This is a genomic window from Mesorhizobium sp. M1252 (assembly GCF_040318265.1).
GTDB lineage: Bacteria > Pseudomonadota > Alphaproteobacteria > Rhizobiales > Rhizobiaceae > Mesorhizobium.
Genome location: NZ_JAMYLX010000025.1, coordinates 1 through 12,507, shown reverse-complemented (window position 1 = coordinate 12,507; position 12,507 = coordinate 1). Strand labels below are relative to the sequence as shown.

The window sequence follows — 12,507 nt, the reverse complement described above, 5'->3', positions numbered from 1 at the left end:
AAATCTTGACAGCGCCGCGCTTCCTGCTCCAGCGTGGCGTCATGTTCGTTTTCTCGTTCGCCATCGCCAAGCGACGCCGTTCCTGCACCACGCAGCGCGGCAAGCTGTTTGCGCGACGAAAAGGACCGGCCCAATAAAATTCCGGTTCGTTCGTTCCAGCCCCGCCCGCGACGTCTGCCGGCGGGGTTTTCATGTCTGGAGCCTTTGCCATGTCCAATTCTTCCATCCTGTTTCGGCCGGCCCAACCGGCGGACGCTGCCGCCATCAGGGACATTGTGCGTGCCGCCTATGCCAAATGGGTGCCTCTGATCGGCCGCGAGCCGCTGCCGATGCGCGCCGACTATGACAAGGCGGTCGCCGAACATCCGTTCGATCTCGCCATCGAAAATGGCCGCATCGTCGGCATGATCGAGACCATCCTGGCCGACGATCATCTCTGGATCGAGAATGTCTGCGTCGCGCCACAGGCGCAGGGCAGGGGCATCGGCCGGCTGTTGCTGGAACGGGCGGAGCAGAAGGCGCTGGAGGCCAGCTGCTTCGAGCTGCGCCTGCTGACCAACGGCGCCTTCATGGCCAATGTGTTGTTGTACAAACGGCATGGCTATACGATCAACCGGGAGGAGCCGTTCATGAACGGCATGACGGTCTATATGAGCAAGAAACTGGGTGATGGCCGATAACAGGGAGGATCGGATGGCAGTCAGGGTCCGGTTGAAGCCGCTCACGGGGCGGTATGCGGTTTCGCGCCTCGAAGCAAAAGACAGCATTCCCGGCTGGGCGGACGGGCCGGGCTTCGTCAGCATCACCAGGACAGAGGACGAGCTTTCGGTCGTCTGCCTGCAGGATCGGGTGCCGGACGGGGTGAAGCATGACAGGGACTGGGTCGCCCTGAAACTCCAAGGTCCCTTTGCCTTCGACGAAACCGGCATCGTCCTGTCGGTGATAAAGCCATTGTCGGAAAGCGAACTCGGCATTTTTCTGGTATCCACCTTCGATGGTGACCATCTGCTCGTCAAAGCCAAGGATGAAGCCGCGGCAAGGGGGCTTCTGGTCGCGGCGGGGCACACGCTTCTGTAGCCGTCGGCTCAATCGCCCGCCCTTGCGTTTGACATCGCTCTTGCCCCATCGTTATTCCTGAGCCGATACGACGATCCGGCGATCGCCCCCCATCAATCAGAAATCCCCCGAGGAGAAGCCCATGTCACACAATCTGCAGTTCTATATTGACGGCGTGTGGGTCGATCCTGTCGTGCCCGGCACACTCGACGTCATCGACCCGTCAAACGAAGATGCTTTCGCGCAGATTTCGCTCGGCTCAAAGGCCGATGTCGACAAGGCGGTTGCGGCCGCCAAGCGCGCCTTCGAGACATTCGGCTTCACTTCGGTCGAGGAGCGCCTCGATATCCTCAACCGCATAATCGAGGTCTACAAGAAGCGCAGCGCCGATCTGGCGCTGGCCGTGTCGCGCGAAATGGGCGCGCCGCGCCAGTTCGCGCTGGACAGCCAGGTCGGCGTCGGCCTCGCGCATCTGCAGAAGATGGCCGAGGTGTTGAAGTCGTTCGAATTCCGCCACGTCAAGGGCTCGTCGCTGATCGTCAAGGAGCCGATCGGCGTCGTCGGCCTGATCACGCCGTGGAACTGGCCGCTGAACCAGATTACCTGCAAGGTCGGTCCGGCGCTCGCCGCCGGCTGCACAATGGTGCTGAAGCCGTCCGAAATCGCCCCGCTCGACGCCATTATCTTCGCCGAAATCATCGACGAGGCAGGCGTTCCCAAGGGCGTCTTCAACCTCGTCAATGGCGACGGCCCGGGCGTCGGCCAGGCGCTGTCCAGCCATCCCGATGTCGACATGATGTCGTTCACCGGTTCGACCCGCGCCGGCATCCTGGTCGCCAAGGCGGCCGCCGACACGGTCAAGCGCGTGCATCAGGAGCTTGGCGGCAAGTCGGCCAACATCCTGTTTCCCGATGTCGATCTTGAAAAGGCCGTCGGCAAGGGCGTCGCCGGCTGCTTCAGCAACTCGGGCCAGTCCTGCAATGCGCCGACCCGCATGTTCGTGCCGCGCGACCGTCACGACGAGGCCACCGTCTACGCCAAGACGGCGGCGGAAAAATTGACCGTCGGCCCGGCCGATGCGGCCGGCACCAAGCTCGGCCCGGTGGTCAGCCAGATCCAGTTCGACAAGATCCAGGACCTGATCCAGGCCGGCATAGATGAAGGCGCCACGCTGGTCGCGGGTGGACCGGGGCGTCCGGCCGAGCTCAACCGCGGCTACTATGTCCGCCCCACCGTGTTCGCCGACGTCACATCAGATATGCGCATCGCGCGCGAGGAAATCTTCGGGCCGGTGCTGGCGATCATGCCTTACGACACCGTGGAAGAGGCGATCGGCACCGCCAACGACACTGTCTATGGGCTGGCGTCCTACATCCAGGCCAAGGATATCGAGAAGGCCCGCGAAGTCGCCGCCCGCATGCGCACCGGCACTGTCTACATCAACTATCCGCAATGGGACGCCGGCCTGCCTTTCGGCGGCTACAAGCAATCCGGCAACGGCCGCGAATACGCCGAATACGGGCTCGAGGATTTCCTCGAGATCAAGGGCATCGCCGGCTACGAGGCGGCGGAGTAGGCCTAACCCTTGGGGACCGGCAACCAGCCGGTCTCGAGGCTTCAGCTCTTAAAGGTGCGGCTTCACTCTTCCCGGAAAGCTTTCTGGATCTGATCCGACAGCGGCTTCACCAGATAGGAAAGCATCGTCCGGTCGCCCATCGGGAAGAACACTTCGGCCGGCATGCCTGGCGCCAGCGCCAGCCCGCGCAGCTTGGCGACCTCGGTTTTGGGCAGCGTCACCCGCGCCACATAGAAGGCTGCTCCGGTGCGCTCTTCGATGGTGAGATCGGCCGAGATCCGCGACAGCGTCCCGGTCAGCTCCGGCGTGGTTTGCCGATTGAACGCCGACAGGCGCAAAATCGCATTCTGGCCCATCGTCACCTGGTCGATATCCTGGGGTGCGATATGCGCTTCAACGGTCAGGCCGTCCGTCACCGGTACGATCTGCATCACCTGTTCGCCGGGGGTGATGACCCCGCCGATCGTATGCACCGCCAACTGCAGCACCACGCCATCCTGCGGGCTGCGCAGATCGATGCGCTTCAACTGGTCCTCGGCCGCTACCTTGCGTTCGACGAACTCGGAGATCTTTCCCTGGGTATCGCGTAAATCGGTCGCGACCTCGCTGCGAAGATCCTGGTCGATCTGGATGATCTGCAGTTCGATCTCGGACGCCTTGCCTTTCACCTGGGCAATTCCCGCGGTCAACTGGCCATGCTCGCCTTCGAGCCGCACCGCGTCCCGTTCCAGCGACGTCATGCGGTCGATTCCTATCAGCTTGCGATGCCAGAGCGACCGCACACCTTCCAGCTCGATCTGGATCAGCTCGATCTCGCGGCGTTTCGCCTGCAGCTGCTCGGTCAGGCCGGCACTCTCCTGCTTCAACTGCGCGATCCGTTCGCGCAATTGCGATCGCTGGCCAGACCGCGCCTGGTGCCGGAAATCGAACAGCGATTGTTCTCCGGCCATCGATGCGGCGACACCGGCTTCGTCGCGCCGCGATGTCAAAACGTCCGGAAAGCTGATCGTGTCCTTGCCGTCACGCTCCGCCTCCAGGCGCGCCAACCGTGCATAAAACTCATCCAGACCTTTTGAGACGATCGCCAGATTGGCGCGTGTTGTCGTTTCATCCAGCCGCACCAGAATATCGCCCGCCTTGACCCGGTCGCCTTCACGCACCCTGATCTCGCCGACCACGCCGCCCGTCGGATGCTGAACTTTCTTTACATTGGAATCGACCACCAGCCGGCCAGCTGCGATCACCGCACCCGACATCTTGGTCACTGCCGCCAGGCCGCCAACACCTCCGACAAGCAGCAGACAGGTAGCAACGCCAGCCACGAGATAGCGGCGGACCTGCCGATGATGCAAAGCGGATCTGTCCTCGCTCATGCAGGAACGCCTCTCTCCGTGGCGGCAACGACCTTGAGCGGTGCCGCCGATCGGAAGACCTTGTTCAGCACCTCATCCTTCGGACCGAAGGCCTGCACATGGCCATTGGCCATCACCAGCACGGTGTCGACATTGGCCAGCACACTGGATCGGTGCGCGACGACGATAACGATGCCGCCGCGGTCCCTGATGCCCTGGATGGCGGCGGACAAGGCCACTTCACCCTCTGAGTCGAGATTGGAATTCGGCTCGTCCAGGATGACCAGGAAGGGATCGCCATAAAGAGAGCGGGCAAGGGCGACACGCTGGCGTTGCCCCGCCGACAGCGAGGCGCCGGCTTCGCCAACCTTTGTGTCGTAACCGTCGGCCAGATGCACGACGAGATCATGCACGCCGGCGGCCTTGGCTGCCGCAAGCACCATGTCGGACGACGCATCCGGGTCGAAGCGGGCGATGTTCTGCGCGATCGTTCCGTCGAACAACTGCACATCCTGCGGCAGATAGCCGATATGTTTGCCCAACTCGTCGGCCGGCCACTGGTCAAGCGTCGCGCCGTCCAGCCGCACGGCGCCGCGCGCCGGCAGCCAGACACCTGCAAGCGTACGCACCAGCGATGATTTGCCGGAAGCACTCGGGCCGATGACCCCCAGGCCCGCTCCCCTGGCCAGTGAAAAACTTGCATCCCACACCACCGGCGTGCGTTCGCCCGGCGGCGCGACACTGACATTCTCGACCGCCAGCGCGCTGACAGGCGCGGGCAGGGTCACGCCGGTTGCGCCTTCCGGCAGCGCGGACAGAAGCTGCTTCAGGCGTGCCCAGCTTTGCCGCGCCGAAATGAAACCCTTCCAATGCGCTATCGCCAGTTCGATCGGAGCCAGCGCCCTGCCCATCATGATCGAGCTTGCGATCATGATGCCGCCGGTCGCCTCTTGCTTGATGACCAGATAAGCGCCGATCGCCAGCATTGCCGATTGCAGCATCAACCGCAGGATCTTGGAAATCGTGCCAAGCGTTCCCGCGACATCGCTGGCTGCCGCATGGGCGTTCAGGTACTCGGCATTGACGGCAGACCACCGCTCGGCGATACGCCCGCCAAAACCCATGGCCTGCATGGCTTCGGCATTGCGCCTTGTCGCCTCGGCCAACGTGCTGCGGACGGCCGCGTGCTGTCCGGCGATCCTTGTCGGGCCGCGGGTCCGGAACTCGGCCAGAAGCGTCAGTGCAAACAGGACAACGGCGCCGGCAAGCGCGGTAACGCCGATCCAGAAATGAAAAATGAAACAGATGCCGATATAGAGCGGCATCCATGGCAGGTCGAACAAAGCGGTCGGTCCGGCACTGCCGATAAAGGAGCGGACCTGATCGAGATCCCGTAGGGGTTGCAGCCCGTCGCCGGAAGGCTTGGCGCGCAGCGGCAGGCGCATCAGCGCCGAATAGACCGACGGGCTCAGCTTTGCGTCCAACCCCTGTCCCAGCCGCACCATGAGGCGAGAGCGGATCAGCTCCAGCACTCCCTGAAACACGAACAATGTTCCCGCAAGCACCGCCAGGCCGACCAGCGTCGGCACGCTGCGACCCGGAACGACGCGGTCATAGACTTGCAACATGAAGAACGAGCCGGTCAGGGTCAGCACGTTGACGACCCCGCTCATCAGTACGATGCCCGAAAACGCACGTCGAAAGGACGCCAGGATTCCGACCAGCGTAAGCGGCGTCGATGGCGTCAGCTGCATGCAGGCTCGCAATCAGGATATGGCATCTCGTCCCTTCAATAGATAACTGCCTTGAGTGTGACATGGACGGGCAAGCCGGCCTGGAACTGCGCGCTGCCCCGCGCCACCAGCCAGCCGTCCGCACGCTCCAGGCGCGCAACGACCTGCAGCGTTGGTGAAGCGGTCGAGCTTGCGGGCAGGGGCAAGGAAAATTCTATCGTCTTTGAGCCGCCCTCGCTCTTGAGGCTGGTTTTGGCGGCGCGGCGTCGCCCACTGTCCTGAATGGCGGAATCCTCAAGATAGATCTCGAGATGACCTTCCGGGATAGCCTTGCCGCCCACAAAGGTGACGGCGCCGCGAATATCTGTTGCGCGAATATCTGGCGCGCGAATATCTGGCGATTGCGCTGCCGCTGCCCCGGTGGCCGCGGCGACTGCCGCAACTCCGGCGGCCATTAACACCGTGCGGCGGTCAGTCATCGCGTCCTCTCCCTTTTCACTGCGCTGGGGTATGCGGGAGGGCAGCCTGACGGCACCCCTCCCGGCAACGCGTTAGATGACGATGAAGTCTGCAGCCGAAAGATCCAGATTTGTGTTCAGGTGTGCAAACTGAACGGCTGCTCCCTGTCCGGAACCATCGGCGTCGTAAGACAATATTCCACTGTCGGTGTCGTAGATGATGCGGTCGTCGGCATCATGAGCAGCGCCGGCTGCGCTCGTGTAGAATGAGCCCAAAGCGAGGGCGCCGTCGCCGCCAACGCTGGCAAAGATGAGGTTGTCCAGCAGGATCGTATCGTCGGCGACCTTGAAGTCCTTGATCCAGTCGATATTGCCGTTCCCGAGTTCTGTCGAGAAGCGGAAATAGTCGTCCCCGGCGCCGCCGGTCAGCGTATCGGCAGCCAGCCCGCCATCCAAAAGGTCGCTGCCGCCGCCGCCGTTGAGCGTATCGGCGCCCGCAACGCCCGGCTGAGCTGGTGCCGGCGGGAATTCGACCGACACGTTCAGCTTGTAAGTCGAGCCCTCCGGCACGGATTCGACCCAGCCATCGCCAGGAGCCGAGTCCGACCATTCGCCCTCCACAATATAGTAGGTTCCGGTTTCCTGAACGATGAAGCTGGTGCTCGAATCGCGGCCGTTGTTGGAGCCGGGGTCGTTGCCGCCATCGTCGTTCTGGGCGACGATATTGCCATCGCTGTCCAGCACCCTGACGATGCTGTCATGGACATTGGGGTCGGCAATGCCATCGATGTCGATGGTGATGATCGTGCCGGCCGCCAGGTTGATGCTGTAATATCCGCCCAAGCCGTTTCCGGTGGCATTGACGGTGGTGTGAAGGGTGGTCGTCGAATCGAAGATGTCGGGGTCGGCGGTCAGCGAGAAGTTGTTCGAGATGTCGAAGGCGGTCGAGACCGAATTGTTGGTCGCGTCCGGTCCGAGCGTGGCGTAGCCGGTGCCCATGCCCGGGCGTGGCGGAGCATCGCCCTGATAGGCGAAATCGCCGAGCAGGGTGTCATCGCCGCCGCCGCCGTCGATTTTGTCGGCGCCGCCCTGGCCGGTCAGCACATTGGCCGCGCCATCGCCAGTCAGGTGATCGTTGAAGCCCGAGCCAGCCAGATTTTCGATCGAGATATAGGTGTCGCCGCCGGATTTGCCGCCACCCAGTTTGAGGTTTTGCCCGCTGGCCGCGTCGGCGTAGTCCGCCGTGTCGCTGCCGGCGCCGCCATTCAATATATCGGCGCCGCCACCGCCGGTCAGCGTGTCGTTGCCGGCGCCGCCGGAAAGTTTGTTGGCCTGGGCGTTGCCGATGAGATGGTCGTCGAAGAACGACCCGACGGCGTTTTCGAAGCCGACCAGGATGTCGTGCCGGATAACGGTGCCGCGCCCGACGATCTGCACCGGGCCATCGCCGTCGCCGCCATTGGCCGTGCCATTGGCGAGGTCGATCGTCACGCCGGCGGAGCTGCCTTCGTAGACGACCGTATCGATGCCGGCGCCGCCATCCAGATAGTCCTGGCCGGCGCCGCCGATGATCGTGTCGTTGCCGGCTTCACCGTACAGGATGTCGCCGTCATTGCCGCCATCCAGTATGTCGTTGCCGCCGCCGCCGTTGAAATAGTCGCCGCCGCCCCGGCCCCAGAAATGATTTGCCGCCGACGTACCGATGAAACGGTCGATGCGGTCATCGGAGCCGATCAGGTTCTCGATGCTGTAGAAGGTGTCGCCCGTGGCGGTTCCGCCGCTGGCCACGTTCGTCTCGAGGTTGACGAGCAGTTGGAAGGGGCTCTCCTTGCTGAAGTCGACCGTGTCGACGCCGGCGCCGCCCCTGAATATATCGACGCCATCCTGGCCGCTCAGCGTATCGTCGCCGTCGCCGCCGTCGAGGATGTCGTTGCCCTGGCCGCCGAGGATCGTATCGTTGCCGCGGCCGCCATAGAGCGTGTCATTGCCGTCGTCGCTCTCGGTCTGGTCTGGAAGGTCGGCGACATCGATGGTGTTGTTGATGTCGCGGCTGGCGAGCGAGTCGCGGCCGCCGATGATGAGATCATCGCCGCCTTGGCCGAAGATCGTGTCGTCGTCGGCGCCGCCGTCGAGCGTATTGTTGCCATTGTCGCCGAAGATGACGCTGGTCATCGTGTTGTCGCCGATGATTGGCGGGGTTTCGGTGCCGCCGTCTCCAGGCTGGAGTGTCGACTCGTCGGCATAGATGATGTGTTCGACGTTGGCGATTTTCCGGATATTCAAGTTCCGGTTCAGCAGAATGACCGTGTCATTCCCGCCATTCGCTTCCTCGCGCACGATGTCGTCGAGGGAATCGACGAAGTAGGTGTCGTCGCCGCCATTGCCGGCCATGCGGTCGCCGCCGCCGCGGCCATCCAGCACGTTGGCTCCGTCATTGCCAATCAGGACGTCGTCATAGCTGCTGCCGATGCCGTTCTCGATGTAATAGTCGGTGCCGTCGGCGTTGTGCCCGGCGAAGATCGACACATTGTTGCTGTGGCCGTTGACGCTGGAGAACTGTCCGGCGCGCAAATCGAGGATCGTGCCGGCCGTCGAGCCGGAGAAGTCGATCGTGTCGGTTCCGCCGGTGTCATGGATGACGAAACCGATATCGTGCTGCATGCCCGACGAGGTCAGCCGGTAGCCATCCACGGCACTGCCGAAGCCGTAGACGTTGTCGCCCGTGTTGAGATCGATATGCTGATAGGTGCGCACGCCGTTCTCGTCGACGGTGGAGAAAAAGCGGCGGATGACTGCCTCGATGTCGGCCATCATCGGCGTTGACGCCGACCAGCGGCTGGTTTCACCGACATCGATCCCGTCGAAATAGGACATGACGCTGTATTGCTGACGGTCGTAGGTCCAGGTCGCATTGTTCAGATAATTGATCTGTACGCCGCCGGGGCCGCTGTAATTGTAGAGCCCGGGGTGGTTCAGGCCGAACTCATGACCGAATTCATGGATGAAGGAATCGAAGACATAGCCGCCAATATCCGTCTTGTTGACCTCGGTGTCGTGGAAACGCTGGCCGATGCTGACATAGCGGTCGTTGGAATAGGCGCTGCCGTCGTCCTCTTCGCCCAGTTCGGGGCTGACAACCTGCATCCAGTCCGTTGCGCTGTTGTATGGTGCATTGTCGACGATTTCGAACTTCAACGGGGTGACACTGGCCCACATCTGCAAGGCGCCGATCGCGGCGGCCTTGTATTCGGGATGGTCATTGAGCTCGGAGACATTGATCCTCAGCGTTCCCGCCGCGATCGCCGGCGTTATCGACCGGTCCAGCGCTCCAAGGTAGGTGAGGAAGGCCCCGTAATCTTCGCTTTTGCCGTACGGGTTGTCCGGCGTCTGGTCGTTGACCCACCATTGATCGCTGGTTTGGCTTGGGTTCGGCATCCTTGGGACTCCTTGGTCTCGCAGCCGTGGCAATTGCGGCTGTACGGTTTAGCAGTTGCCAACCACCGACAAGCATCGTTTGCGCTTGCCGGTCGAGCCCCGTCCCAGTGCCAACAATGCTATTGGAATCTTCGCTTGTCTAGCCTCTGTTCGCGCTCAGTACATATGAAGGTTCTTGGGCGCGCTTGTACCGGCGGGTTTTGAGATACTCGTTTGGTGCTGATCGCTATCGCGCTAGGCTATGTCCGTACTTCCCCGCAGGTGCACCGGGCAGTATCTGCATCAACCATCCCGACTGGGCGCCGGGCTGCCGTTCGGCGGCGAGAAGCGATCAGGCAGCGGGTGGCTCGCCATCGTCTCCAGTTCCTCAAATGCCGCTGCGGACGCGTTCCGAGTTGGTCAAAGCTTCACCTAGACGGCCCACCGTTTGTTTCATCGCCTTTTCGGCGGAGTCGGTGAGCGATTTAGCGCCACCCTCGCAAACGACGCCGGCATCACCTTGAGCATTGCCTTGACCCTCGACCGTCGAACCGAGTAGCCGACCCTTACGGCCATCGACAGTTATTGAGGCAACCAGGTCGACGTCAGTCTCAATGCCGGCGGACCAGAAGCCTGGTACGACCCGAAGCCGAGCGTTCAATTCCTCTCCTTTCACTACAATCATTCCACGGCTTTTGCGTTCGGCTAGCCCAGCGGCATCGACTGGCTGATCAACCACTTCGAGTTCAGTGACCAGTGACTCGAGCGTCTTCCGAACTGATCCAGAAAATCCGGCTCGCATGTCGATCGGATAACTGTGAGCGGCGCAGTTCATATCGGTTTGATCGACCTATTGAGGCCTGTAGAATCAATGAAAAGCAAATATTTGCCAGGTAGTTTCTCGCATAACTTGAATACAGATTGTACGCAGCGATTGGCATTGGTTCGGCTTTGTATTGGTAGCCACCAAGCGCAAGTGCGACCGTAAAGACGGCCAGCATTCTATATTCCATCCCCAGCCCCTCCCAAGGCATAAGGGGAACATCGCCCAAGACTGTTGCGGACGCAAGCGCTCGATCAGCGTGGCACAGTTTGATGGAATGAAAAGTCGTAGAGATAGCCCCGTTTTGACTGACAGAGGACCGTAGATTGACATTGAGACTCAACGGAGTCGTGCGCCGAACGCCAACATCGGCACGTGCCTGAGGAAGCATCCTTTTCACCGCAGCCCAACCTGCAAGGCCAAGGTGCTGGGACACTAGATGCCCAGCTGATACCAGAAGCTGACAGCGAACGGCCCGCGTGCTTCAGGATCCCGTCCGGCGCGCGAAGTGTTCATATGTCACCCGCCAGGGGTCGCTCTCCGCTCGTCTCTCCTCGCCGATCCAGTGAAAGCTGGCGGCGGTGATCTCGGTGAACCGCCACCGCGCCTGCAGGCCGCGCGAGTCGGCGCCCATCTGGACGATGTCCTTGCCTTCGGCCCGCCCGATCTGGCGCGAATAGTCCTGGTTGAGCGGATCGCTCCAGATAATGTGCCAGCCACCGATCCCGGGATCGAAGACGCGCAAGGTCGTGCCATACATGGTGGACGGGGCAGGGCGCCTGGGCCTGATCCAGATGTCCTGAATGGCGCGGCCTTCGAGCACCCAACCAAAGTGACACTCGCCATCCCATTTCTGAATTGTGCCGTCGGTGCGGCGGTGAACCGTCTCCATGTCCCAGCTGCCGATCAACCATCCATAGAGGTCCATGTCTTTCGCCCGGTCGGCTGGCGGACCCTCGGATGCAAGAGCGGTGAGAAACGTCGTCATGATTATGTCAAGGGCAAGCCGCGCGGAAACGCTGGGCGTTCCAACCATCGCAGCGTTGCGGGTTCGGGGTCTTGGGAAAAGTTGCGGTAATGCTGCTGTGAAGGCACTTCCGCGTTCGCGCCATATCGAATCTATGCGCGAATGCTAATGTAGCATCGGCGGGTACCCCAATGCCCGCCTGGCCGGCGCCTTACTCAGGCAATCTCTTGATGAGCGGCGCCGGCCGCTGGCTTTGGCGGCGGCCACTCCTGCCGGAGGATATCAGGCTTGGCACGCGGTTATTGCAGGGCAGTTTTGGCAGGCTTCCGATCTCGGTCTGTATCCCCAGAACGTCCGCTGCCCAATCGCAGTTCCGGAGAAGCATCGCTCGACTTCATGATTATTGGAACCCAATCAATTCTCGGGCGGCGCTTCATCCTCCCAGCCGGCCAGCTCCGGCAGGTCGTCAAGCCAGCTTTTCTCTGTGATCGAGGTTTCGCCGGCCTGCGGCACTTCCTCAGTCGCGTTTTGAATGAGCCAGTCCATCCACTTGCGATAGGCAGCCGGGGCCAATTCCGGCGGCAGCACCTTAGCCTTGGCCAGCATGCGTTTGCGGAAACTGAGTTGCCGGCGCAGTTTCGTCGTCGTGAATTTTATCGCCTTGCCCTGATATTCCACCGTCCAGCGCCCATCGCCGTGGCTGGTCAGCCTGTCGATGGCAAAACCGGCATCGACCGGCCTGTCGCGCCAGGGAAGCTCGATGGCATTCCGCCTGAGATCGAGTGCCCATCGCCGGTAATCGGCCCCGGCACGCTGCGGCGGCAGAACGCCAGCCTGTTCGAGGATTTTCCTGCGAAAGGTAGGCTGCTTCTTGATCTGGCCGGTTGTCAGCTCGATGCGATGCCCACGGAACTCGACATGCCAGCGGATTCTCCCGTTGCCGACATATTTTGCCAGCCTGTCGATGGCGAACTCGTCGTCGGACAACTCCACGCATCCCTGGCGGATGCGTTCGAGGATGTACTGGCTGTCAGTGGGCATGACTGCCCTTCCCGAGAGATGGGTGACAGTTCATTCCGGAGACATGGGTTACACTTTCGGCCCTTTGCAAGGAGAGCAAGGTGCCTT

10 protein-coding genes are annotated in these 12,507 nt (G+C 61.9%); 3 read left to right on the top strand and 7 right to left on the bottom strand.

Going from position 1 to position 12,507, the window contains the following annotated elements:
* Window positions 1-209: 209 nt before the first annotated feature.
* The 3 genes from NKH22_RS29410 (at window position 210) to NKH22_RS29400 (ending at window position 2,632) form a co-directional block, all read left to right on the top strand.
* Entirely contained in the window at window positions 210-680 is a 471-nt protein-coding gene (locus NKH22_RS29410; protein ID WP_352519306.1) for a GNAT family N-acetyltransferase, read from the top strand.
* A gap of 13 nt (window positions 681-693) precedes the next feature.
* On the top strand, window positions 694-1,077 hold the full coding sequence (locus tag NKH22_RS29405) for an ACT domain-containing protein (RefSeq protein ID WP_023705798.1): 384 nt from the start codon (window positions 694-696) through the stop codon (window positions 1,075-1,077).
* 121 nt (window positions 1,078-1,198) lie between these two features.
* Window positions 1,199-2,632, top strand: coding sequence for an aldehyde dehydrogenase family protein (locus tag NKH22_RS29400; protein ID WP_352912134.1), 1,434 nt, complete (start codon window positions 1,199-1,201; stop codon window positions 2,630-2,632).
* A gap of 62 nt (window positions 2,633-2,694) precedes the next feature.
* On the opposite strand, the gene NKH22_RS29395 is transcribed toward NKH22_RS29400, so the two are convergent.
* The 7 genes from NKH22_RS29395 to NKH22_RS29365 all read right to left on the bottom strand — a co-directional run bounded on the left by NKH22_RS29395 (window position 2,695) and on the right by NKH22_RS29365 (window position 12,420).
* The gene (locus NKH22_RS29395) at window positions 2,695-4,005 is read right to left on the bottom strand and encodes an HlyD family type I secretion periplasmic adaptor subunit (RefSeq protein WP_352912132.1); all 1,311 of its coding nucleotides are present in this window, start codon (window positions 4,003-4,005) and stop codon (window positions 2,695-2,697) included.
* Entirely contained in the window at window positions 4,002-5,738 is a 1,737-nt protein-coding gene (locus tag NKH22_RS29390) for a type I secretion system permease/ATPase (RefSeq protein WP_352807703.1), read from the bottom strand. Before NKH22_RS29390 ends, NKH22_RS29395 begins: the two co-directional genes overlap by 4 nt.
* A 35-nt stretch (window positions 5,739-5,773) precedes the next feature.
* Window positions 5,774-6,196: a hypothetical protein gene (locus tag NKH22_RS29385; protein WP_023750467.1), complete on the bottom strand. Its 423-nt coding sequence runs from the start codon at window positions 6,194-6,196 to the stop codon at window positions 5,774-5,776.
* A 72-nt stretch (window positions 6,197-6,268) separates the two neighbouring features.
* On the bottom strand, window positions 6,269-9,610 hold the full coding sequence (locus NKH22_RS29380) for a M10 family metallopeptidase C-terminal domain-containing protein (RefSeq protein WP_352912130.1): 3,342 nt from the start codon (window positions 9,608-9,610) through the stop codon (window positions 6,269-6,271).
* A 367-nt stretch (window positions 9,611-9,977) separates the two neighbouring features.
* Entirely contained in the window at window positions 9,978-10,424 is a 447-nt protein-coding gene (locus tag NKH22_RS29375) for a hypothetical protein (protein ID WP_023694374.1), read from the bottom strand.
* A 472-nt stretch (window positions 10,425-10,896) separates the two neighbouring features.
* On the bottom strand, window positions 10,897-11,400 hold the full coding sequence (locus NKH22_RS29370; RefSeq protein ID WP_031208806.1) for a hypothetical protein: 504 nt from the start codon (window positions 11,398-11,400) through the stop codon (window positions 10,897-10,899).
* 393 nt (window positions 11,401-11,793) lie between these two features.
* Window positions 11,794-12,420: a hypothetical protein gene (locus NKH22_RS29365; protein WP_352807698.1), complete on the bottom strand. Its 627-nt coding sequence runs from the start codon at window positions 12,418-12,420 to the stop codon at window positions 11,794-11,796.
* Window positions 12,421-12,507: the final 87 nt, after the last annotated feature.

What these genes read in the sequence shown, in the direction of transcription:
- NKH22_RS29410 (WP_352519306.1), top strand. Translation starts at nt 210, where the DNA reads ATGTCCAATTCTTCCATCCTGTTTCGGCCGGCCCAACCGGCGGACGCT.
- NKH22_RS29405 (WP_023705798.1), top strand. Translation starts at nt 694, where the DNA reads ATGGCAGTCAGGGTCCGGTTGAAGCCGCTCACGGGGCGGTATGCGGTT.
- NKH22_RS29400 (WP_352912134.1), top strand. Translation starts at nt 1,199, where the DNA reads ATGTCACACAATCTGCAGTTCTATATTGACGGCGTGTGGGTCGATCCT.
- NKH22_RS29395 (WP_352912132.1), bottom strand. Translation starts at nt 4,005, where the DNA reads ATGAGCGAGGACAGATCCGCTTTGCATCATCGGCAGGTCCGCCGCTAT.
- NKH22_RS29390 (WP_352807703.1), bottom strand. Translation starts at nt 5,738, where the DNA reads ATGCAGCTGACGCCATCGACGCCGCTTACGCTGGTCGGAATCCTGGCG.
- NKH22_RS29385 (WP_023750467.1), bottom strand. Translation starts at nt 6,196, where the DNA reads ATGACTGACCGCCGCACGGTGTTAATGGCCGCCGGAGTTGCGGCAGTC.
- NKH22_RS29380 (WP_352912130.1), bottom strand. Translation starts at nt 9,610, where the DNA reads ATGCCGAACCCAAGCCAAACCAGCGATCAATGGTGGGTCAACGACCAG.
- NKH22_RS29375 (WP_023694374.1), bottom strand. Translation starts at nt 10,424, where the DNA reads ATGAACTGCGCCGCTCACAGTTATCCGATCGACATGCGAGCCGGATTT.
- NKH22_RS29370 (WP_031208806.1), bottom strand. Translation starts at nt 11,400, where the DNA reads ATGACGACGTTTCTCACCGCTCTTGCATCCGAGGGTCCGCCAGCCGAC.
- NKH22_RS29365 (WP_352807698.1), bottom strand. Translation starts at nt 12,420, where the DNA reads ATGCCCACTGACAGCCAGTACATCCTCGAACGCATCCGCCAGGGATGC.